At 39.6% G+C, this 23,106-nt stretch carries 23 protein-coding genes; 19 read left to right on the top strand and 4 right to left on the bottom strand.

Going from position 1 to position 23,106, the window contains the following annotated elements:
- Window positions 1-344 precede the first annotated feature (344 nt).
- The 7 genes from A2536_10975 to A2536_10945 all read left to right on the top strand — a co-directional run bounded on the left by A2536_10975 (window position 345) and on the right by A2536_10945 (window position 5,009).
- On the top strand, window positions 345-1,010 hold the full coding sequence (locus A2536_10975; GenBank protein OGF46407.1) for a hypothetical protein: 666 nt from the start codon (window positions 345-347) through the stop codon (window positions 1,008-1,010).
- A 520-nt stretch (window positions 1,011-1,530) separates the two neighbouring features.
- Window positions 1,531-2,295: a DNA repair protein RecO gene (locus A2536_10970; GenBank protein OGF46406.1), complete on the top strand. Its 765-nt coding sequence runs from the start codon at window positions 1,531-1,533 to the stop codon at window positions 2,293-2,295.
- Complete coding sequence (locus A2536_10965; GenBank protein OGF46405.1) at window positions 2,285-2,932, top strand: 7-cyano-7-deazaguanine synthase QueC; 648 nt, start codon at window positions 2,285-2,287, stop codon at window positions 2,930-2,932. The genes A2536_10970 and A2536_10965 overlap by 11 nt, the downstream gene beginning before the upstream one ends.
- 68 nt (window positions 2,933-3,000) lie before the next feature.
- A complete protein-coding gene (locus tag A2536_10960) occupies window positions 3,001-3,285 on the top strand; it encodes a hypothetical protein (GenBank protein ID OGF46404.1) in 285 nt (94 codons plus the stop codon).
- 22 nt (window positions 3,286-3,307) lie between these two features.
- Window positions 3,308-4,186, top strand: coding sequence for a hypothetical protein (locus A2536_10955; GenBank protein OGF46403.1), 879 nt, complete (start codon window positions 3,308-3,310; stop codon window positions 4,184-4,186).
- 338 nt (window positions 4,187-4,524) lie between these two features.
- Window positions 4,525-4,725: a cold-shock protein gene (locus tag A2536_10950; GenBank protein OGF46410.1), complete on the top strand. Its 201-nt coding sequence runs from the start codon at window positions 4,525-4,527 to the stop codon at window positions 4,723-4,725.
- Between the two features lie 83 nt (window positions 4,726-4,808).
- Window positions 4,809-5,009 carry a cold-shock protein gene (locus A2536_10945; protein ID OGF46402.1) on the top strand — a complete coding sequence of 67 codons (201 nt, stop codon included), beginning with the start codon at window positions 4,809-4,811 and terminating at the stop codon, window positions 5,007-5,009.
- A 222-nt stretch (window positions 5,010-5,231) separates the two neighbouring features.
- Here the strand turns inward: A2536_10945 and A2536_10940 are convergent, their stop codons facing one another.
- The 3 genes from A2536_10940 to A2536_10930 form a co-directional block, all read right to left on the bottom strand.
- Entirely contained in the window at window positions 5,232-6,632 is a 1,401-nt protein-coding gene (locus A2536_10940) for a glutamate--tRNA ligase (protein ID OGF46401.1), read from the bottom strand.
- Window positions 6,633-6,783: 151 nt separating this feature from the next.
- On the bottom strand, window positions 6,784-7,395 hold the full coding sequence (locus tag A2536_10935) for an alkaline phosphatase (GenBank protein OGF46409.1): 612 nt from the start codon (window positions 7,393-7,395) through the stop codon (window positions 6,784-6,786).
- A 200-nt stretch (window positions 7,396-7,595) separates the two neighbouring features.
- On the bottom strand, window positions 7,596-8,765 hold the full coding sequence (locus tag A2536_10930; protein OGF46400.1) for a deoxyguanosinetriphosphate triphosphohydrolase: 1,170 nt from the start codon (window positions 8,763-8,765) through the stop codon (window positions 7,596-7,598).
- A 329-nt stretch (window positions 8,766-9,094) separates the two neighbouring features.
- Between A2536_10930 and A2536_10925 the strand changes: the two genes are divergently transcribed.
- The 6 genes from A2536_10925 (at window position 9,095) to A2536_10900 (ending at window position 14,521) form a co-directional block, all read left to right on the top strand.
- Window positions 9,095-9,331 carry a hypothetical protein gene (locus tag A2536_10925; protein OGF46399.1) on the top strand — a complete coding sequence of 79 codons (237 nt, stop codon included), beginning with the start codon at window positions 9,095-9,097 and terminating at the stop codon, window positions 9,329-9,331.
- Window positions 9,332-9,573: 242 nt separating this feature from the next.
- On the top strand, window positions 9,574-10,140 hold the full coding sequence (locus A2536_10920) for a hypothetical protein (protein OGF46398.1): 567 nt from the start codon (window positions 9,574-9,576) through the stop codon (window positions 10,138-10,140).
- A complete protein-coding gene (locus tag A2536_10915) occupies window positions 10,124-12,103 on the top strand; it encodes a hypothetical protein (GenBank protein OGF46397.1) in 1,980 nt (659 codons plus the stop codon). Before A2536_10920 ends, A2536_10915 begins: the two co-directional genes overlap by 17 nt.
- 63 nt (window positions 12,104-12,166) lie before the next feature.
- A complete protein-coding gene (locus A2536_10910) occupies window positions 12,167-12,853 on the top strand; it encodes a hypothetical protein (GenBank protein ID OGF46408.1) in 687 nt (228 codons plus the stop codon).
- Window positions 12,854-13,173: 320 nt separating this feature from the next.
- The gene (locus tag A2536_10905) at window positions 13,174-13,374 is read left to right on the top strand and encodes a hypothetical protein (GenBank protein ID OGF46396.1); all 201 of its coding nucleotides are present in this window, start codon (window positions 13,174-13,176) and stop codon (window positions 13,372-13,374) included.
- 19 nt (window positions 13,375-13,393) lie between these two features.
- Window positions 13,394-14,521 (top strand): hypothetical protein, encoded by a 1,128-nt coding sequence (locus A2536_10900; protein OGF46395.1) that lies wholly within the window; start codon window positions 13,394-13,396, stop codon window positions 14,519-14,521.
- Between the two features lie 114 nt (window positions 14,522-14,635).
- Here A2536_10900 and A2536_10895 read toward each other — a convergent pair whose 3' ends face one another.
- Window positions 14,636-14,992 carry a hypothetical protein gene (locus A2536_10895; protein OGF46394.1) on the bottom strand — a complete coding sequence of 119 codons (357 nt, stop codon included), beginning with the start codon at window positions 14,990-14,992 and terminating at the stop codon, window positions 14,636-14,638.
- A 374-nt stretch (window positions 14,993-15,366) separates the two neighbouring features.
- On the opposite strand from A2536_10895, the gene A2536_10890 reads away from it, so the two are divergent.
- The 6 genes from A2536_10890 to A2536_10865 all read left to right on the top strand — a co-directional run bounded on the left by A2536_10890 (window position 15,367) and on the right by A2536_10865 (window position 23,047).
- Window positions 15,367-17,286 (top strand): ferrous iron transport protein B, encoded by a 1,920-nt coding sequence (locus A2536_10890; protein OGF46393.1) that lies wholly within the window; start codon window positions 15,367-15,369, stop codon window positions 17,284-17,286.
- 12 nt (window positions 17,287-17,298) lie between these two features.
- Window positions 17,299-17,949 (top strand): hypothetical protein, encoded by a 651-nt coding sequence (locus A2536_10885; protein OGF46392.1) that lies wholly within the window; start codon window positions 17,299-17,301, stop codon window positions 17,947-17,949.
- A gap of 237 nt (window positions 17,950-18,186) precedes the next feature.
- Entirely contained in the window at window positions 18,187-18,579 is a 393-nt protein-coding gene (locus A2536_10880; protein OGF46391.1) for a hypothetical protein, read from the top strand.
- Between the two features lie 200 nt (window positions 18,580-18,779).
- Window positions 18,780-19,793: a GTPase ObgE gene (locus A2536_10875; protein OGF46390.1), complete on the top strand. Its 1,014-nt coding sequence runs from the start codon at window positions 18,780-18,782 to the stop codon at window positions 19,791-19,793.
- A complete protein-coding gene (locus A2536_10870) occupies window positions 19,794-22,109 on the top strand; it encodes a hypothetical protein (GenBank protein ID OGF46389.1) in 2,316 nt (771 codons plus the stop codon).
- Window positions 22,106-23,047: a hypothetical protein gene (locus A2536_10865; protein OGF46388.1), complete on the top strand. Its 942-nt coding sequence runs from the start codon at window positions 22,106-22,108 to the stop codon at window positions 23,045-23,047. The genes A2536_10870 and A2536_10865 overlap by 4 nt, the downstream gene beginning before the upstream one ends.
- Window positions 23,048-23,106: the final 59 nt, after the last annotated feature.

The raw sequence follows: 23,106 nt of genomic DNA, 5'->3' as shown, positions 1-23,106 counted from the left end.
TTTAATAAAAAAAGGCTTTAAATAAGGGAAATGAGTCTAAATATGCCTAATTCAGCGGAACTTGGGTTAAGCATGGGATAATAGATGGCGTTAAAAAGTACAAAATTCTATCCGCCCTAATAATTGGCGGACTAAACAAATTCGAAAAAAAATAAATAAAAGAGAAGCCGAGGTTAGTGTTTCTTTTGTTTTCTTTTTATTAGTTTTGTTTCGAGTTTCGAATTCGACTGACCTTGATTTAATAGAAACTGGTCGTCCGCCAGTCTTTATGCCTGCCCGCCAGTTATTTTTGGAGGGGAGGATTGTGCTTCGAGTTTGGAGGAATCGTTTTAGGGGGTTAAACTATGAGAAAAATATTAATACTGATTGTTATACTTTCTGGCATGGCATATTCAGACAATGAGCCTACCTGGCTTATGTCAGTTCCTACTGCAAATGTCCTTCCAAAAAATACTTTATCCGCCGGCATTATCTATCTGGATCTCTCCATCGCTGACAGTCTGGAAATAGGAGCGCACGGGATAAAATACCAGCTTTTAAAAGATTTTGAAGGCGGACGGCTGGCTCTCGGCGCTTCCTTTGTTTTCGGACTTTACCCTTACGCGGTCTGGACAAAAAATATTGATCTTGGAGAGCTTTCTATCGGCATAAATCCTTTTCCGTATTTTGTCTTTGCAAGTATTGAAACAAAACTTTCCGACACGATGAGGTTCATCGGGGAAGTGCATAACGGTGTTTCAGCGGGACTTAGAAATACGATTGCCAAGGGTTGGTGGCTGGATATCGGCCTTGGCCTCACTGTTTATCCCTATAAAAACTACCTGTTCTACGACTTTGCAAACACAGATTATTTTTATTACAGATTCCCTACCACTTTCTCGCCTTATGTTGTGATATCTCTCTGCTATAACTTTGATATCAGTCCTGTTGCCCCGCTTCCCGAAGTAAAACCGGAAAGTAAACCGGTGGAAGACGGCCCGCAGCCGATAGACCCCATCAAAGATAAATAACTAAGCACTATCCTCCCCTCCAAAAATAACTGGCGGGCAGGCATAAAGACCGGCGGACGACAATATCTAATATATTAAAGTAAGTCGAACTATAAATTCGAAAAGTATTGAGTTGTATAACAAATGACTATAGTGGCAAACTGGTAATAAAAGGCAAACTAAAGATGTACTACTAGTAAAGATATTTACGATTTACAAATGACAAATGACGATTTAGTGAAAGCGGAATAGTACTTTCCGCCGTATTAATCAAATTTGAGGTAGAAAATTGCGACCTCCAATTTCCGCAAGAAACGGCCTTTCATTGTAAAATAGCATTATAATCTGTTTTTTTGCTATAATACTATATATAAAGTGAACACGCTTTTACTAAATCAGCGGAATCAGCTAGCTTTGTAATCTCTTCGAAAGATCCGCCTAAAATAACTGGCGGATGCGTAATCATTGCTAGCAAATAAGTAACTGCTAATAAATAAGCGAAGTATAAATATACGATGAAAACGTTTGCACCAAGGAAAAAATGAATCCGTATCATAAAACTACCGGCATAATCATTAAAGTCAGAAGCTATGGCGAAGCGAACAAACACCTTACTATTTATACCAAGGCATACGGGAAGATCCACGCGGTGGCGAAGGGTGCAAAGAAGATGAAGAGCCGGTTTGGCTCTACGGTGGAACTTTTTACGGAGACAAAATTGTTTTTGTATAAGCAAACATACGCGGATCTTTATCTGTTAACTCAAAGTCAGATTGCCACGCATTTTAAGAATATCTCCAAAGACGTAAAAAAATATACTTATGCTTCTGCGGTCTCTGATTTTGTGAATACTTTTGTACCGTTCGGGGAAAAAAGTCATTCTTTGTATGAACTTTTCATTCATACTCTGCATAGATTGGATACGCAAAAACATGAAGACAAGATATTTTCAATGTTTATGGTGAAGTTCCTCACCCAGGTGGGTTTCAGAATCGCGCTTGATTCCTGCACCTCTTGCGGCTCTGATTTAAAACAGAATAAACGGATGTCCGTAAGTCCCAAACACGGGGGTGTAGTTTGCGAAACGTGCGCAAGCGGAGTTTCAACGGTCGAAGTGTATAATAATACGCTTAAACTTATGGATTTTCTTCACAGGAAAACATTTGATACACTTTCTAAAATAACCATAGATAATCAATCTCATATGGAGATAGAAAAAGTAGTGGAACATTTTCTTGAATATAACTTTGAGCTGAAATTAAAAAGCTTAAAAGTAATGGAGAGTATAAAATCTTATGGCGAATAAAAAAGCGGTAATATTACTGTCAGGCGGGCTAGATTCCACAACAACTCTGTATTATGCAAAAGCAAAGGGCTTTAAATGTTTTTGCCTCCTTTTCGACTACGGGCAAAGGCACAAGAAAGAGTTAAAAGCGGCTGTAAAACTGGCAAAAATGAACAAATGTATCTACATCGTAGTTAAAATAGCGCTGCCATGGTCTAAGAGCGCATTAACGGATAGGAAGGTTAAAGTACCGGTGAAGAATAAGCAAATCGGAAAAGATATACCCGTTACTTATGTTCCGGCGAGAAATACAATATTTTTAGGTTTTGCCGCGTCTTATGCCGAATCAATCGGTGCTAAAAAGATTTTCATAGGAGCAAATGCATTGGATTACAGCGGATACCCTGACTGCCGTCCGAATTATATTAAGGCCTATGAAAAAGCAGTGAACCTCGGAACTAAAAGCGGTGTCTCCGGAAATAAATTAAAGATAGAAACGCCGTTGATTAATCTGACAAAAGCGGAGATAATTAAATTAGGGATTAAGCTTAAAGTGCCTTACGAGTTAACCTGGTCTTGCTATAACGGCGGTAAAAAGCCTTGCGGGGTGTGTGATTCGTGCTTGTTAAGGGAAAAAGGGTTTAGGAAAATAAAATAAAAGCAGGAAATATTGCGTAAAAATATGTTAAAATATCTAATATAAAGCGATAAGAAGAGGTGAAAAATATGTCTTTAATCTCGATAGTTCTTGCTGTACTATGTTTTATTTTTGTCTGTTTTCTTGCGTTACTTGGTATTAAGGCGTTACGTAGTAAAGCGGTGAGCGGAGCTGAAAGTTTGCTCGGAGAAACAGGGAAGGTAACAAAGATTCTAAAACCGGAAGGCATCGTATATGTCAGCCGTGAGGATTATACGGCAAGAAGTAAGAATCAGGACACGATTGAAGTTGGAGCAAAAGTAAAAGTTGTGGCTGTTGATGGAGTAAAAATAATTGTGGAGAAAATATATTAAAATAGATTTAAGGAGGTAGCACATGGGGACGTTTTTTGTTTTTGTAGTTGTGCCAATAATATTTGTACTATTGGTGTTGTTCAATGCAATAAAGATCGTAAGGGAGTATCAACGGTTAGTTTTATTCCGATTCGGAAAACATGCTCCCGGCGGCGTTCTTGGTCCCGGGATTACTTTTGTCTGGCCGATAATGGATCAGATAGTCTGGGTGGACCTTCGAGAATCCTTTCTTGAAATTCCTGAGCAGACCTGCATTACCAAGGATAATGCGCCTGTTTCCGTTGATTTTCTTATTTACTGGAAGGTTATTGACCCGGCGCTTTCCGTTATTCAGGTACGCAATTTCGCGGGAGCTTTGCAGGGTATAGCAACAACAACCTTAAGAGCTGTTGTCGGCGATATGGCACTTGATGAAGTACTTTCCAAGAGAGAACAGATAAATGTCATTCTAAGAACCAAATTAGATGAAGTAACCGGCAGATGGGGAGGGAAAGTAACCTCCGTAGAAATCCGTGAAATTCTTCCGCCGACGGAAGTTCAGTCCGCAATGACCAAGCAGATGGCGGCAGAAAGACACAGAAGAGCGGTGGTAACCGAATCAGACGGTACAAAACAGGCCGCTGTTACGATTGCCGAGGGCGAAAAGCAGTCAGCGATACTTAGAGCCGAAGGTGAAAGACAGTCGCAGATACTGAAAGCTGAAGGTTATGCGAAGGCGCTTGAGAGCATATTTGGCGCCGCGAAATCAATTGATGCAAAGACAATGAGTTTGCAGTATCTCGATACACTAAAAGCACTTGGTGCTTCTCCGTCAACGAAATATATCTTCCCGATGGAGTTTACAACGTTACTTAAGCCTTTTGTGGAGAATATTAAAGAAGCCATAGCGGCAAAAAAATAGGTTGCTATTTCTCAGTAAAGAATTACGGGGCGCGGTGAAAATCGCGCCCTTTTTGTTGAAAAACCGTCAAAAATGCAAGAATTATCAAAATACTATATATTGACAATAAATCTTCAAAACCACTACTAATTGTAGTTTTTAAAGGCTAAAAACACGTTTCATTATAAGCTTTTAGATCAAAATAAGGCAGGGGGGCTTGTCAAAACCGGAATTATAGTGTATACTGTAAATGTACCTAACAGTACCAGCAAGAGCAGTTTTCGACCGCAAGGAGAAAATGCTTCTCCGGGCGGTTTTTTTGTTGGTAAAATCTTAAGGAAAAGGAAGTGAGACAAGAAATGGCAAAGGGAAAAGTAAAATGGTTTAACGACCAGAAGGGTTATGGCTTCATAACTCCGGAATCGGGAAAAGATGTATTCGTACATCATACCGCAATCCAGGGTGAAGGATTCAAGACCTTGAGAGAAGGACAGGACGTCGAATTCGAAATCGAAAACGGCCCCAAGGGTGAGCAAGCTACTAAAGTAGTTAAACTCTAACCTAAAAAATAAAGCCCGGTTGGTTTACGCCGGTCGGGCTTTTTGTTCCAAGAATCTAATAAAAAGGGAAGTGATACAACAAAATGGCAACAGGAAAAGTGAAATGGTTTAACGACCAGAAAGGCTATGGTTTCATTACTCCGGAATCAGGAAAAGATGTATTCGTACATCATTCCGCGATCCAGGGTGACGGATTCAAGACCTTAAGCGAAGGACAGGCTGTCGAATTCGAAATCGAAAACGGTCCCAAGGGTGAGCAGGCTACGAAAGTAGTAAAACTCTAACTTAAAAAAATCAAGCCCGGTTGGTTAATTCCAGCCGGGCTTTTTTGTTGGAGCGAAGAGATACAAGATATTTCATAGGTTGTAGTTGCTCGATTTAGGCCGTTCCGGCGAAGGCGAGCGTGCCTGATGCTTGCCCGCCAATCTTTAAGGAGGGAATCAACTACATTGCGACACAGTCTAGATTTACGATTGACAATTTAATGTAGATGTAAACCGCTTATATTAATTTTTAGATAGTATTACGTCAAATCTTTTCAAACAAATCTCTTTCCCAAGCACTTCCATTACTTCAAAGAGTCCGGGGGAGATAAGTTTTCCTGTTAAAGCCAGACGTACTGGATGCACCAGTTCTCCGAGTTTTTTACCGTTTTTCTCTGCAAAGGACCTTGTAAAAGCTTCCAGTTCCGCGGCGGTGAAGGAGAGAGCGGCGACTTCGGTGCGGTATCTCTTAAAAAGTTCTATCTTGGCCGGATCTTTAAAGTGTTTCTCAAAGGCCGCCGGGTCATATTCCGTAACGTCGGTGAAGAAATATTTGGAATCAATAATGTCCGTAAGCTTTTTAAGGCGTTCTTTCTCTAGTTTGACGACCTTTAAGAGAAGATTTTCTTCCGGGGTTATTCCTGCTTTTAACAAAAAAGGCCGGACTAAATCTGCTATCTCCGGTTCAGTTTTTTGCCTTATATAATAGCCGTTCAAAAAATCCAGTTTTGTAAAATCAAAAATCGCAGGGCTTCTATTCACCTGTTTCATCTCAAATCTTTTGATAAGTTCGCTTAAAGGGAATATTTCTTCCGTTGCGCTGTAGGAACACCCGAGTAGCGCCAGAAAATTAACCACGGCAACAGGAATATAACCTTCCTCCTGATACTCTGTGACTGCCGCGGCTCCCGCTCTTTTTGAAAGACGGGTCTTGTCGGAGGCAAGTATCAAAGGTATATGGGCAAACTCCGGAAGCTCAAACCCCATCGCTTTATAGAGCTGTATCTGGCGGGGAGTGTTGGAGATATGGTCCTCACCGCGAATGATGTGCGTTACTTTCATTAAGGCGTCGTCTACGACCACGCAGAAATTATAAGTCGGCACACCGTCGGTTCTTTCAAGGATGATATCGTCAAGTTCTTTATTATTAAAAGTTATTTTACCCCTGACAAGGTCGTTTATCACCGTTTCACCCTCTTCGGGCATCTTAAAGCGGACTACGAACGGCTTGCCGGCGTTTTTGAATTCTTCAGCTTTTTCTTTTGATAGTTTTCTGCACGTACCGTCGTATTTGTAGGGTCTTTTCAGTTTTTCGAAAAGTTTTCTCTTCTGTTCCAGTTCGTCTTTTGTGCAAAAACATTTATATGTGCTGTTGTTATCCTCAAGTCTTTTAGCGTACTCTTTGTAAATATCCATGCGCTCCGACTGCCGGTATAATTCGTCGTGATCCAGTCTCAGCCAATTCATTGACTCAAGAATATTTATTTCAAACTCTTTTTTGGATCTTTCCTGATCCGTATCTTCAATCCTTAAAATAAACTTCCCGCCTGTATGTTTGGCAAATAAATAATTAAAAAGCGCCGTCCTGGCGCCCCCGATATGAAGATTCCCCGTAGGTGAAGGAGCAAAGCGTACTGTTGTCATAGGTTTTCCTTTAAATTATTACACTGGTATAAAATGAAAACCAGTTTGTAAAGTTTTCTTTAGAGGAGGTATTATTTGCTTTACCCGACCTCTGTCCTCGAGATTTTGCTAAGCCTCCAACCATCTAAACCTCTAAGCCTCAGCTTTTCTGCTATTTTTGTTTCAAGTGCCTTCTTACATACCAGATCGCTCCGGCAAGGATTACTATTCCGATAACGGCGTCAAATCGGTGGAAATATACCCCGAGCGTGTCCCAGTTCTCGCCCATTTTAAAACCGACCCAGGCCAGAAACCAGCACCAGACAAAAGATCCGAGAAAAGTATACAGACAGAATTTTGGGAAATTTGTTTTGGCTATTCCGGAAGGAAGCGAGATAAAGGTGCGTACTACCGGAAGTAATCTGCTGATGAAAGTTGCCAGGTCACCGTATTTTTCGAAGAATTTATCGGCGATCTTCATGTCATGATGAGAAATAAGTACGTATTTGCCGTACTTTTCAAGCAAAGGTCTGCCGCCGTAAAGACCGACAAGATATGTAGGAATAGAGCCGACCAGACAACCGAGTGCTCCCGCGAAAGATACCCAGAAGAGTGTAAACTGCCCTTTTGCCGCCAGATATCCGGAAAAAGGCATTATTATCTCGGAGGGAAGGGGAATGCAGGCGGACTCAATGGCCATCATTAAAACGATTCCGGAATAACCCAATGTAGATATAGTGCCGATTATAAATCCCGCCAAAACACCGATAATTTTTCCGATTATTCCGGCACTTACCCCGGCTTCAACGGTTGTTTCTAATGTTATTTCTGTTAACATTTGTTCTCCTATACGAATTAGATTACATTGATACAAATGTAAATTCAATCACTAAAATCAAAATTCTAAATTCTAAACAAAATCATCGAACCTATATTATATGTCTTTTTAGTGATTAGTGCTTAATTCTTAGTGATTTTGCTTTTCTAGACTTTTTCCGACGCGTCAAAAAGCTTTTTATGTTCATCCAGTGCGTATCTGTCCGTCATGTTCGCAATGTGGTCGCAAATAACCCTGTATTTGTCAGAATCTTTTGACACTCTGTTTCTGATCTCCTGAGGCAGCATGCTGTATTTTCCTTTTGCAGGATTATGTTCAAAAAATTTATCGTATTTTTCAAACAGTTGTTCAAGAATGTTCTGATGCTTTACTTCCATTCTGACGACCCTGTAATGCTTGTATAGATTTTTATAAAGAAAATCCCTGAGCTCCCGTTTTTTTTCATTCATTTCCTTGGAAAAAGAAACGACCTTGATCTTTGATCTTTCCACGTCGGCAATACTGTTAATATTGCATTTTTCTATGTTTGCCAGGGTCTGGGTAATAAGATCTTTACAAAAATAGTTGATAAGCAGTTTAACCAGTTCATACCTTCTAAGCTCATCCTCTTTTGTCTGTATTTTCCCCAGTAATTCCTTGCAAATCCTGACTTTACTCAGATCCTCAATGTTTATTAACTGGGATTTTATCCCGTCATCAAGATCATGTGTATGATATGCGATCTCATCCGAAAGATTTACTATCTCTGCCTCCAGTGTTGTTGTAGTTCCTTTTGCTGCCGGAATATCATAATCTGATTTGTGTTTATCCAAGCCATCCCTTACTTCAAAAGTAAGGTTTAGGCCGGGGAAATCCGGATAGCGTTTTTCTAGTTTTGTTACAATTCTTAAACTTTGCTGGTTGTGTTCAAATTTACCGTGAGTTTTCATCAGTCTGTTTAATACTTCTTCGCCGGAATGGCCAAAAGGCGTATGCCCGAGATCGTGCGCGAGTGCAATTGCCTCCGTCAGGTCCTCATTTAATCTGAGATTCCTGGCAAGAGAACGTGCTACCTGGGATACTTCAATGGTATGGGTTAAACGGGTCCTGTAGTAATCCCCTTCATGGATAACAAATACCTGGGTTTTATATTCCAGACGGCGGAAAGCATTGCAATGAACTATCCTGTCCCTGTCTCTTTGAAAAGCCGAGCGTAAATTATGCTCCGGTTCCGGATATTCCCTGCCTTTGGAATCCCCGCTTTTCATTGCATAAGGGGCAAGAAAAAGATATTCTTCCTTTTCAAACTGCTCCCTGGTCAGAAATTTAGCTTTCATAAGCCTTTCTCCGTTGAAAAATAGAGATTTTAAATAAGTCTAAATATTTTACCATATATTATGCGTATATATGTATGAAAAAAAGACCCGGAATTCAGGGTCTGATGGCGCTGATAATTAAAAGAGATGACACGGATAAATAGAATTATACTATCGGTAAGGCATCATAAATAATCTGCTCTTATTATTTTTTTACTTTGATAGACAAAGGTTTTGTTTAGCTTTAACCTGTAAAACGCACAGCTTTTGTGGTAAAATCAAGTAAATATTCCGGCTCTTGGGGGGAGAATAGATGAATATAAAGTTCATAACAGATCAGGAAAAAGTACTTGCCGAAGTCATTAATAACATCCTTCCAAGCACTAAAACATAGCAGGTTTATAAAAGAGATCAGAGCGATAGAAAACAAAGATATTGAAAACGGCATAAAAGCCTTGAAAAAACAAGTTTCTCAAAGCTACCTCACGAGCATAAGAGAGCGTGAAGAAAGCGTGGATGAAGGAAAAGAAACACTTACCATACCAATAATCGGGACAGCGACTTTAAATTTATCTTGGGAAGTGTAATGAAAATATTAATAAAAAAGAAAAGATAGGGGACAGCCCCAAGGTCGGTACAGTCCCCTTTAATGTACTTTCTTATTTTTCGTGTTGCTATCGTCTTTCTTTTCTTCGATTTTCATAAATCCGTATTTACCTGTACTTTTCGCAGGCTAAAGCCTGCGCCTACCTCTGTTGACTGACCAATTATGTAAAATAAAGTTTCAACGTCGTTTACTTAACACAGAAAATATTGTATTATATAATTAATGGAAAATATAAGTAATGAAATACTAATAAAATGCAAGAAAAACGATATGGAAGCATACCGCCTTGTTATTCGTCATTATCAGGGCTTTGTTTTTTCAGTTGTTTATAGATTTTTAGGCGGGAAGTATGCCAATGAAGTTGAAGGCTATGTACAGGAAATATTTGTACGTCTTTATGATTTTATGAAAAAGTATGATACGGACGGGGGGGGTGAGTTCTCAGCATGTGTTTTTACTGTTGTCAGAAATTATTGCTTTAATGAGTTGAGGATTAAGCGGCTCCAGCTGGATCCTGTGGAAGAAAATATTTATTTGGATGACGGTACGGAGAGCGAAGAACTTACAGGAGAATTAAAGCAAAGAGTAGAAAAATGTATCGAAACGCTTCCTGATGATCAGCGAATGTTCTTTATCCTGAAAGAATATGAAAGGTTTTCTTATGAAGAAATAGCAGGTCTGATGAATACACCTTCTGTTGTTGTAAAATCAAAATTGAACCGGGCCAAAATAAAACTAAAAGATTTGCTTTGGCCGTATCTTAAAGAGGATCATGGAAAAACAATGTGAAAAAATAAGGGAAAATATTCAGAGCTATTTTGAAAAATCTCTTTCAAAACAAGCGTATGAAAACACGGAAAAGCACCTGCAGGAATGCGCGGATTGTTCCTGGTTTTTCAGAGAATATGAGAAGATGAATGAAATCCTTTCAAAATGGAGAGTCCCTCCGGTAAACGGAAACTTTGAAGAAAAAGTAATATCAGCGCTTACAGATAAAAAAACTAAAAAAAGCAAGTCTTTCCTTTTTTCATTCTTTAAGCCGGCGTTTGCCGGTTTTATTGCTATTATATTAATAATAATCCTGACGGCGGTTTATTATTTTTCTCTTCCTGTTATTGTCGGACAGGGAAAAGAAACCGGAGATAAAATTGCATTTGAAGAAGGCCGGGTGTTTGTGATAAAGACGGGCGAACCGGTATATGCAGGAAGTTCCGACCTTGAACTTTTGTTGAATGACGGAAGTATGATAAAACTTACTAAGGGTGCAAGGTTTGTAATAAATACTTTTGGACGGCGTAAAAAAACATGTTCGCTTTTTGGAGAGATGAAAGCAGACATTAGAAAGTATCCGGGCCAGGAATTTACCGTAAAGACGGACAATGGTGAGATAATGGTGCTTGGTACCGGTTTTATAGTCTCGGCAATGAAATTTAAAACTATTGTCAGCGTAATAGAGGGAAATGTATCTGTAAAGGGACGCTCGGAAAAGACCCAGCTTACAAAAGGGAATATGACCGTGATTTCCGGATTTAGCAGGTTTGTTACCCCGGTAAGCGCCTTAGATGCCGCGAAAGATAAGGACCGGCTTCTAAGAATACAGGCTATTCAAACTCTAATCGAAATTAAAGGAAAGGAGGAGATACAAACTGTAATCGGCCTGTTAAATGACCCTGATGAAACAGTAAGGGCGGAGGCGGCTCTTAATCTGGGTATGCCGGGAAAAGGGAGCAAGGAAGCGGCAAGGCCTTTGCTTAAAGCGTTGCGCGATAAGAATAAAATTGTCAGAATGTATGCCGCAATATCTCTCGGAAAACTGAAAGTAATGGAGGCCAGAGATCCGTTAAAATGGATGGTTGGTGATAGTGAAATAGAAGCAAAAATCGGCGGAGCTGTAGGACTTGCCAATTTAGGAGAGAAGACGTATGATATTGCGGTGTTGGTCAAAGATTTAGACAGCAAGGATGTAAATATAAGATGCAATACGGTAAAACTTCTTGGGAGAATAGGTACGGAAAAAATAACGTTAAAAGTAGCGGAAAAATTAAAAGATCCGGAAAAGAATGTCAGATGGTATGCTGTCCGCGCTCTTGAGAGGTTAAATGATCCTAAGACTTTTCCTGCTCTTCTGGAGGCAGTTAAAGACCCGGAGGATGATATTAAAAGAAAAGCCATTCAAGCAGTTTCAAATGTGTTTTATCCGGATGCAGCCAAAGAAGTGGCTTTAGCCTTAACAGAAACTTCTTCGAAAGAGATAAAGTTTACGGCCATAAGGGCTCTTGGTTATTTATTGATGAATTATTATAAGAGTGACAAAGCGAAAATTATGGAAATATTGGAAAAATGCATTAACGACCGGGATCGTCTTATAAAAGTTACGGCGCTGACTGCCTATGCGAGAGCAGCCGGTGCGGATGCCGCACAAAAAGTCTATGAGGTGTCTGTGAAAGACGGCAATAAAATAATGAAGGAAACTTCGAAAGATATACTTAAAATAATTAATAAACAGGATTTTAGATTCAATCTCCGCCCTGTTGAGATTAGAGCGCTTGGAAAGCTCAAAGAAAAAGCAGTTATTCCGATACTGCTGACGGCCGCTAAGGATTGGAATCCATTAACGAGGGAAGCAGCAATGCAAGGTTTTGAAAACCTGAATGATAAACTATTTCTGTCTGTAATATATGAAGGCATGAAAGATCCCGACCCCGGAGTAGCCGAGGCAGCCGAAGAAGCGGTAAAAACAATTTCGAATTAGCGGTCATTTTGAAATTCTACTGACAATATGCAGATTAAAAAAACAAATGCGGAGAATAAATATATGTATAATAAGATCTTAATAGTCAAACATATTGAAAATGAGGGAGCCGGAACGCTTGAAACATTTTTTAAGGGAAGAGGTTTTGTTCCTGTCATTCTCGAATTGGCAAAAGGAGAATCCTTTCCGGAAAATATCAAAGAATATAAAGCTGTAGTGATAATGGGCGGTCCGATGAATGTTTACGAAGAAGATAAATATTATTTTCTTAAGGAAGAAAATATATTTATAAAGGAAATTCTCCGGGAAAAGATCCCTTTTCTCGGAATTTGTTTCGGAGCCCAGCTTCTGGCAAAAGCGCTTGGAGCAAAGATAAAAAAGGCTCCTGTAAAAGAAATTGGATGGTATGAGATCAGTCTGACAAAAGAAGGAAAAGAGGATCCTTTCTTTAAAAATATTTCCCATAAATTTAATGTCTTCCAGTGGCATGAGGATATGTTCGAACTCCCTAAAAAAAGTACTTTACTCTCGGTTTCTGATACAGAGGTAAGTCAGGCTTTTAAATACGGAGAAAATGCATATGGGTTTCAGTTTCATATAGAAGCAACACCACAGATGATAGAAGGCTGGCTAAAAAACGAACTGTTATCCCGGGAGCGCTCTAAAATAATACTGGAATCCTATAAAAACAAGGTGGAATATGAACGGCGGGCTCAGATAATATATACAAATTTTTTAAAAGTATTGTAAATATAAAATCTCATTTGCTTTTGGATACGACAATGACTCCTGCGATGATCATGACCGTACCAATAACTTTTAGAAGTGTTACCGGTTCTTTAAAAAGAAAGATGGAAAAAAAGAAAATTAGGGCATAAGCTAAAGCCTGAAAAGGCCGGTAATAGCAGGACCTGAAGAATTATAAAAGGAGGCGGCGGGTATCGTGTTAGGGTAGCGGGCGAAAGTACGAAGGTGAGCAAAGGTATAAATATCTAACCATTAATCCTTTGCAAAATCCGCCTAGGCGGAGGAAGAAAAGAAAGTGAGCAAGGAAAAGTTTTTGCGCTTGAGTGAGAAAAAAGGCTTTGCTGGAAGCAGTAAAGAAAGGTGATATCTACAGTGATGAAGATATCTTTGAGAAAGTCTCTAAAAAAAGATCTGTCTTCAATAAATTAAATATACTTGGCAAAAAAGACATAGAATACTCCTTATATTGCAATACTTCTGACCAAACTAAAGTGTATTATCGAATAATCTTGACTAAACAATAATTGCGTGTATAATAGTCACATGAAAAGATATACGGAAACAGACATAGTAAAAGACTTGAAAAAGAAGATGGTCTTTATTACAGGTCCGAGGCAGGTTGGCAAAACTTACATTGCCAAGCAGTTAGCTGAGTCATTTGAGGAACCTCTGTATTTAAATTATGACGATATTAATGATGCCAAGACAATACTAAATCGTACATGGTCTTTAAAAACCGATCTTGTAATATTCGATGAGATACATAAGCAGAAAGACTGGAAAAACTATCTAAAAGGGGTGTTTGATACCAGGTCGGGGAAACAGACCTTTTTGGTAACCGGAAGCGCGAGACTTGAGACCTTTAAAAAAGCAGGTGATTCTCTGGCCGGGAGATATTTTGGTTATAGGCTTAATCCTCTCAGTGTAAAAGAATTATCTGCAGGCAGGGATCCTTTTGAAACGCTTGAAACTTTGAACCGGCTGGGCGGATTTCCCGAGCCTTTTCTCTCAGGCTCTCTGGATTATGCGAATAAATGGAGAGCTCAGTATTTCTCAAATATTATAAGAGAAGACATTCTTGAATTTGGGAAAGTGACGGAACTCCGGGCTATGAAGCTTCTGCTTGAACTTCTCAGAAAGCGGGTCGGCTCACCCATATCTTACAGCGGTCTGGCCGTTGATATGCAGGTTTCTCCCGTCACGGTAAAAAAATATCTGCAGGTGCTGGAAGATCTTTTTATTATTATTGTGGTTCACCCTTTTCATCAGAACATCGCAAGGTCCATACTAAAGGAACCAAAAGTTTACTTCTATGATACCGGTTATGTTGATGGGGATGAAGGAATAAAGCTGGAGAATACCGTTGCTGTTTCTCTTTTAAAGCATGTTCAGTATCTGCAGGACACCAAGGGATCCGATATCAGTTTAAAATATGTAAAAACCAAAGAAGGAAAAGAAACAGATTTTGCGATCGCAGAAAGCGGCAGTTTGACAGAACTTATAGAGGTGAAACTCTCTGACAGGAGCCTTGCCCCCGGATTGAGATATTTTGCAGAACATTTTAAAAAAGCAAAAGCGGTCCAGCTTGTTCACAATCTTGACAAGACGAGCGAACCTGACGGTATACTCGTTACCCCCGCCGGCAAATGGCTTGCCGGTCTCAGCGCATGATGCGTGAAAAAGCAAGTAAAGCGGAGAAAGCAAAGACAGCAAACAAAGAAAGAGAAGCAAGGAGAGAAAATTAGGGACAGCGACCAATTAATTTAATTGGTCGCTGTCCCTAATTTATTTGCTTTTAGCTACAAATAATACTCCGATGATGATAAGGGATGTGCCTATAACTTTTAGAAGGGTTATTTTTTCTTTAAAGAGGAAGATGGAGAAGAAAAATATCAGGGCATAGGCTAGGGCTTGAAAGGGGAAGGCGTAACTAAGATCAACACGTTGAAGAGCTAAAATCCATACCCAGGAACTGCCGAGAAGCATTAAACAACCGAGAATAAACCAGATATTGGTGATTGTTTTAATAAGAGAAGCTCCGGCGCCTGTCTGATTGGTCCCTAATTTCCAGAAAACCTGTCCAAGGGCTATCATAAGTACAGAAACTAATATTAAAGCTATAGATTTTGTGTCTACTGTCATAGTAAAAATATAATAACATATGGGACCCCGACAGCGCAACCTGAAAACTACTGTTTGCCAACTGGTTTCTTAATTATAGAGAATACTTCGGTATGTTCTAAATCCGGGGTCCGATTCCACTGATTGCAAAGCTACGGGATTTCGCTGATTCAAAACGAATGATTTATAAGCTAAAATATTGCGCTGACAAAAGAGAAAGATTCTTCTGTCTTAGAAAACGGACACTACAAAAATTCAGAACTGTCTTATCTTTTATCAGTGGAATCCGCTCTTAAAATCAGCGGAATCGAACACGAAATTCATCAAAGACAGCATTTGAATTTCGTGTGATAAATATCATATAAAAAGCTTGTTAAAACCTGTAAAATAACTATATGGAAGTTAAGAAGATAATAATAGCGGGGAATCCTAATGTCGGGAAGAGCGTTATTTTTAACGCGCTGACAGGAAGCTATGCTACGGTGTCTAATTATCCGGGGACGACGGTGGAAGTTTTTCGCGGCAATTCAAAGATAGGCGGACAGGAGTATGAAGTAATAGACACTCCGGGTATGTACTCTTTTGTACCGGTTACGGAGGAAGAGAGGGTTTCCAGAAACATTATCTTTGCGGAAAAACCGTTTGTTATTATTCACGTCCTGGATGCAAAAAATATTGAAAGAATGCTGCCGTTTACTCTCCAGCTTATTGAGGCGGACCTACCTGTTATCCTCGTTTTAAATATAATGGATGAAGCTGAGCGTTTGGGCATAAAACTTGACACAAAACTATTAGAAGCCGAACTCGGGGTTCCCGTGCTTACCGCAATCGGCACTATGGGGCAGGGACTTTCCAATCTAAAAGATAAAATAGCAAATTATAAGCAAGGCGGGAGTAAAAATGATATTGTTAAGTATGACGCCCGTCTTGAAGAGTTTTTATCAAAGTCAGAATTTGGCAGGCTTAATTCTTTGCTCCTTCTTCAGGAAGATACAGAAATTGCGGAAAAACTTTCCAAAGAAAATAAAACAGCTGCAAAGAACGCCGAAAAAGAAATTGAAAAACTAAAAAAGAAATATTCCAAACCATTAAGTTATCTCATTGCGCTGGAAAGACAGGCCAAAGCTTCTTTAATACTTGATAGAGCGGGTGTTAACAAAGGCAAGCAGATGGGCGGGTTTGCCGAATGGCTAAGCCGTCTTACCATGAGCTCTTTTGGCGGTTATATCATTTTATTTTCGGTCCTTTACTTTGGGCTTTATCTGTTCGTAGGTAAGCTTGGTGCCGGTGTGTTCGTCGACTTTTTGGAAAAAACAATGTTTGATAAATGGATAATTCCTCCCGTTGCGAATTTTGTTGAACACGCTCTGCCCTGGAGAATCGCGCAGGATTTATTTGTGCATGAATACGGGTTGGTGACTCTGGGCCTCCGGTACGCTTTTGCGATAATTCTTCCTATTGTTGCTACTTTCTTTTTTGTTTTTGCAATTATTGAAGACACCGGTTATTTGCCGCGGCTTGCAATGTTAATAGACAGGGTGTTTAAAAAAATGGGACTTTCAGGAAGAGCGGTAATACCTATGGTGCTTGGACTTGGCTGCGGTACTATGGCGACGATGGTTACCAGAACTCTGGCAACCAAGAGAGAACGCCTTATTGCAACATTACTTCTGGCTCTTGCAATTCCCTGCTCCGCCCAGCTTGGGGTTATTATGGCAATGTTAAGCGGACTTCCGGTGATACTCGGGATATGGCTCGGTGTAATAAACGTAATTTTTATAACAGCGGGATTTCTTGCTGCAAAGATATTGCCCGGGGAAGCGCCTGTTTTCTTCATGGAAGTACCGCCTCTAAGGCTCCCTAAACTTTCCAATTTATTCGTAAAAACCTATACCAGAATGGAGTGGTATATAAAGGAAGTAATACCGGTGTTTTTAATAGTCAGTGTCGCCATGTGGGCGGCCGATCATACGCATCTGCTGGCTTTCTTAATAAAAACTGTGGAGTATCCGCTTAAAGTCATCGGCCTTCCGGTAAACACTGCAGCTATATTTATTATGGGATTTTTCAGGAGAGATTACGGAGCGGCCGGTTTATTTGATATGCAAAGAGCGGGCTTGCTGTCACACAATCAGATACTTGTAGCTATAGTGGTCATGACATTGTTCTTGCCGTGTATTGCCCAGCTAATCATGATGATCAAAGAAAGAAAATTCGGCACGGCAATGGCTCTTACCGGAGTTGTTACCGTCATTTCATTTACTACCGGATTTGTTCTTAATTTATTATTAAATTTATTTAAAATCACGCTTTAATCGAGGTGTATTATGACTATTTCGCATGAGACAGAAGAGATACTGGAAAGGTTATATATAGAAATTATCGAACAAAAAAGAAAAGGCCTTACCTGCGAGCAATTAAAGATCAAGCAGGACGGGGCAGTGTACGGAGAACTGATAAAGAAAAACCTGGTAACAGATAAAAACGGGATTATAAAACTGACAAAAGAAGGCGAGGTCGAGGCAAGAGATGTTGTCAGGCGGCACCGTCTGGCAGAAAGGCTCATGACCGACATTTTTGATATGAAAGGTGTTTGCGTACACGAATCGGCTTGTGAGTTCGAGCATATTTTGCATAGAGGTATTGACGAGCAGATATGCAGGCTTCTCGGACATCCGACTACCTGTCCGCACGGGACGAAAATACCGGAAGGAAAGTGTTGCAAAGAGCGGGGAATAAAGGATATAAGAGTAATGGCTCCTCTTTCCCTTGTAAAACCGGGGGAAAAAGGAAAGATCTCTTACATTCAGTCTGAAGACAAGGATAAACTCCAGACAATTATGGCAATGGGAATACTTCCCGGCATGGAGATAGCTCTTCTTCAGAATTTCCCATCGTATTTGTTTAAAGTCGGTAACAGCCAGTTTGCGGTGGATGAAAATATTGCCAAGGATGTCTTTATTCGTATTACGAAGTAAACAAGTGAGATGAAGTGACTTTTTGATGTTTTCTAAGCTTTTGCTGTCAGGTGCTGGAAATTCGAAATTCTAAGCTCGAAACTCGAAACAAATCCGAAGAGGAAAAGTAATAAAAAAAGAAATTGAGTTTGATATTGCTTTTGTTTGATTTTTTATTAGTTTTGTTTCGAGTTTCGAATTTAGTGCTTAGAATTTATATGTTTGCATAAATAAATCTGCTGTTTTAAAGGATGAGAAGTGGAAGATAAAGAAAATAACCGGCGTTTGAAGAAAACCACCTTTCTTTTTAAATTGGGGGTTGTACTCATAATACTGTCTTTTTTAAAGTGGGTGATCGGGGCTTATATACCTTTTCTTCCGTATTCCGATAAAGTCAAGCTGTCAATTGTTACCGTGCTTTTCGTTTTTGCTGAAATAATATTTTGGATAGGAGTGTTCTTGGTCGGGGAAGAAACGTATAAAAAATATAAAAGATATTTAAATCCTTCAAATTGGTTTAAAAGAGCCGCTGAAGCAGTAGTGGCGGAAGAAAAAAGAGTCCTTAGCAAAGCTGCGGACTCTGATTTTCCGAATAAAAAAGAGGGATTTAACGGATTAAAAGGTAAGAGTGTTGGAAAAAAGAGATCTTAATTCTATAGTTTACTCCTGGGCGGTAAATCTGTTCCAAATATTATTTAGAGCATAAGGAATATTTTTGCTCCTTTTACGCCTGATTCTTTTTTGCCCGTCTGTTACTTTGGAGGGGTGGGAACCGGACAAATTACCTCCCCATTTCCAAAATTTGTGAATGGTTCATGGAAAAATCCCCCAAAATATGCTAAAATACACTTATGTTTATAGATAAAGTAAAAATATACGTTGAGGCGGGAGCGGGCGGGCGGGGCTGTATAAGTTTCAGGCGGGAGAAGTACATTCCAAAGGGCGGTCCGGACGGCGGAAACGGCGGGAAGGGCGGGGATATTATCATTGTTGGAAACAGCAGTATGGCTACGCTTATTGATTTTAAATTCAAGCCTTATTACAAATCCATTCACGGTGAGCATGGCCTGGGCAGTAATATGTTCGGAAAAAACGCTAAAGATATAATAATCAACGTACCGCTTGGTACTGTTGTCAGGGATTTTGAGACAGAAGAGCTTCTCGGTGATATTTTAAAAGAGGGCCAAAAACTTCTTGTTGCTAAGGGAGGAAAAGGCGGGAGGGGGAATGCTTCTTATAAAACTTCCACCTTTCAGACACCAAGGATAGCGGAAAACGGAGAACGGGGAGAGTCACGCGAACTTCTCCTTGAATTAAAGACTATTGCGGATGTCGGAGTTATCGGCTATCCGAATGCGGGAAAATCCACTTTGCTTTCAAAGGTTTCCAATGCCAATCCAAAGATTGCAAATTACCCTTTTACTACGCTCTCCCCGAATCTGGGTGTTGTAAAAATTGACGAATATACCAGTTTTGTCTGGGCAGACCTTCCGGGACTTATTGAAGGCGCCTCTCTCGGGGTCGGGCTCGGAGATGAATTTTTAAGACATATTGAGAGGACAAAAATTCTTGTGCATATGATAGATATTTCCGCTTATGGAAGGGATGCCAGGAAAGATTACGAAGCAATTAATAAAGAGCTGGGCGCTTATAGTAAAGAGTTACTCAAAAAGCCGCAAGTAATAGTCGCAAATAAGATGGACATGCCCGGTGCCGAAGAAAATTTGAAAAAACTACAGAAGTATCTGAGTTCAAAAAGAAAGGGAAAAGTTTATTCCATCTGTGCGATGAAAGGAGAAGGGCTGAAAGACCTTGTTTTTGCAGTTTTTGCTAAAGTTAAAAAGTTGAGAGAAAAGGAAGGTTAAATGCGAAAGTATTTATCCTCGGCAATACTGATTTGTTCTCTTCTTCTTCTGGTCTATACCGCCTGTCCTACTATATATATAGGAGATGACGGCGAGTTGAATGCCGCTGCCTACACATTAGGAGTCGGACATCCTCCGGGTTATCCTGTCTTTACGATGTTCTCCCATCTGTTTACGTATTTACCTTTAGCCAATGTTGCTTACAGGATAAATCTGCTTTCCGTCCTTTGCGGCGCGCTTTCAATTGTTTTTCTGTTCTTAATAATGAGAAAATTATTAAAGGAAGAAAAGTATGCTTTGACTGCTTCTGCTTTCACTTCTTTTATGATGCTGTTGGGCGAGACTTTCTGGGTGCAGGCGCTTCATTCCAAAGGCGGAATCTATACTTTAAATATTCTTTTTATCTTCAGCCTTATACTTGCGGTGCAGTATAATAAAAAATATTTATTCGGGATACTTCTTGGCTTTTCTCTGGCCAATCACCATACTGTGGCAGTTGTTTTTCCGGGGTTATTGCTGTATATTTATCTTGCAAGAAAAGATTGGTTAAAGCTGGTTACGGTATTAAAGATACTTTCCCTTTCCCTTATCGGTCTCTCTTCTTATTTCTATCTGATAGTCAGCGCAAACTCGAATCCGCCGATGAACTGGGGGAACCCGTATAACATTGAAAGAATGCTATATCATATCTTCAGGAAACAATATGGAGAGCTGACAACTTTAGCAAGGTCATTTTCGAGTTTTTATGCCATGACAAAAGTGTTTATTAAATGGCTCGGTTCTGATTTTACTATTTTCCCGCTCCTTCTTGCTTTCCCGGGAATTTACGCTTTTTATAAAAAAGATAAGAAGTTATTTTATATCTTCATGCTTTTATTGTTAACTTCCGTTTTTGGGATGATGTATATGATTAACTACGAGATTAACCCGAAAAATGTTTATGTCAATGAAGTGTTTTTCATTCCGGCTTTTGCTTTTATAGCTGTTTTCGCGGGATTCGGATATACGTTAATTGCCCGAAAAATAAGATATACTTTTATGTTTATCCCCCTGCTGCTGCTGCCGACCTTCATAAATAATATTAAAATTAACAATCTCGGGAACAATAAGATCGCGTATAATTACGGGATTAATATTTTAAAATCTCTGGAAAAAAATGCAATATTTTTCTGCGAGGGAGATAATCAGATGTTCGTTCTTGGTTACCTTAAATATGTAGATAAACTCCGTCCGGATGTTACGATTTACGATGAAATAGGAATTGTCTTTAAAAATATTTATGGCGAAGATTTTCTTAAAATGCCGAGAAGAGACAGGGATGTTCTCCGGAATAAGATGCACAGGGATATAGTTTCGGAAACTTCCAGGCCGGTATATATTCCCATAATAGGAAGTAAAGATTACCTGTTCCAGGATTTCAGAAAAGAACAGCATGGGATACTTTTAAAACTTGTAAAAGGCGAGCCCGGAAAACCGGCAGATCCCGGACTAAGATATGATCTTTCCGGCTCTGAGAATTACCATAAGGATTATCTCCTTAGAGATGTTGTGGCGCAGTATTACTATGCTTATGGTGAATATTACATGAAAATAGGGGCTAAGGAAAAAGCAATTGAAGCTTATGAAAAATGCGGGCTGGCGGGCTATGACTCCGAATGGGTTCCAAATAATCTAGGCGTAATCTTTATGGGTATGGGGGATAAAGAACGGGCGATAAAGTATACGCAAAAATCTGTGAGTAACAGTCCTTCTTCTGCAAGAGATTATACTAATATGGGCGTGATTTACTACCAGCAGGGGGATTACGATAAGGCGCTGGAATTCTACAATAAAGCCCTGGGTTTTAATCCCAATTATGCCGAAGCATATAACGGTATCGGGACAATCTATGCCATACAAAACAAGGATGTATTGGCAATAAAAGCTTATGAAAATGCAATAGCGCTCAGGCCTGATTATTCCGAACCCTTTGCTAATATGGGAATACTTTATCATCAGAAAAAAGAATTTAAAAAAGCCGTTGAATACTACAACAAAGCGCTGGCTCTGAATCCGGGCAATTCCGATGCGTGTAATAATCTTGGCGTAGCCTACGAAAATATCGGGGATCTTGACAGGGCGCTTATTGAATATAAAAAAGCAGCCGGATTTGATCACTCCAAGGTGGAATCCCACCATAATATCGGAGTAATATATTATAAGAAAAATATGTATACTGAAGCCCTGCGGGAGTGGGAGATTGTTTACTCTTTGAAGCCGGACTATCCTAGGGTTAAAGAAAATATACTGATGGCTAAGAAGGCGTTAAATAAATGAAAAAAATAATTATTCAGGGTGGTTCTATTTTTCTTTTGATCTTTTTTCTGTCCTGCGGGAACAATAAAGATATTAAGGATACAGCTCTGTTAAAAACAAGAGGCAGGGGTCTTACCTCTCCTGAGGCGGAAAAAGTGCCGGGCTTTAAATACCTGCTTGATAGGTATGACTACGGACATGAAGGTTATTATGCCTCCGGTTATTATAAGCCCTTTGAAAAACTTCCGAATATCCGGGAGTATAGAGGGTTTTATGTTTTTGATCTTTATCCGGACAGCAGGGATCTTGATATTTTGGGTTATGTGGTAGAACTTATTGATGTAAATAAAAAGGTTCTTAATTTCAGGTTCTATCCCGGAAAACCGGATTTTTTTGCAGTAAAGAAAGACGTAAGATTACACAAACTGATTTTTTATTCCGTAAAACTTAACGGGAGCTATTTTGACAGAGGTGTTTATATATCACAGAGTTATTGGGAGCAGGTTATATTGCAGGAAACTCTTGGAAAAGGGAATGAAAAATTTAAGCAGTATTCTGAAAAAGAACTTGAAAGTTCGGATGAAGAAAGCCGTGTTCCTGTCGTAAGGACCGACGAGCTTGTACAAAACAGGCAAAAGTATATCTGGAAGCTGGTTGCGCTGAAATGGGGAGGTACGGACTTGCAGTTCATAAAAGTGGATGTTCATGATACCTCAATTTTTGTCGATGACGGAACCCCTCAAGGCGGTTTGCAGAAGCGGTATGATTTTTACTCTCCCGGCTGGGCAAAAGATTGGACAAAAGAAGCTGTTGTTTACGGGGTGTTTTGCGAAGTTCCGGAGGATTGGTTTAGAAAGCTTTTCGTAGATAAAAGCTATCTTACTGCCCCAAAAATACCTGAAGAAAAAAAGGAAATAAAAGATATTAAATTTGATTACTATTTTCAGGTGATATTTTAAAAGACAGTCCAAAGGTCCGTAAAAGTCTTTAAAAGTCTATAATGTTTCAAAGAGGATGA

This window comes from Candidatus Firestonebacteria bacterium RIFOXYD2_FULL_39_29, from assembly GCA_001778375.1.
GTDB lineage: Bacteria > Oederibacteriota > D2-FULL-39-29 > D2-FULL-39-29 > D2-FULL-39-29 > D2-FULL-39-29.
The sequence above is the reverse complement of the archived record's forward strand: the minus strand, read 5'-3'. Positions and strand labels throughout refer to the sequence as shown.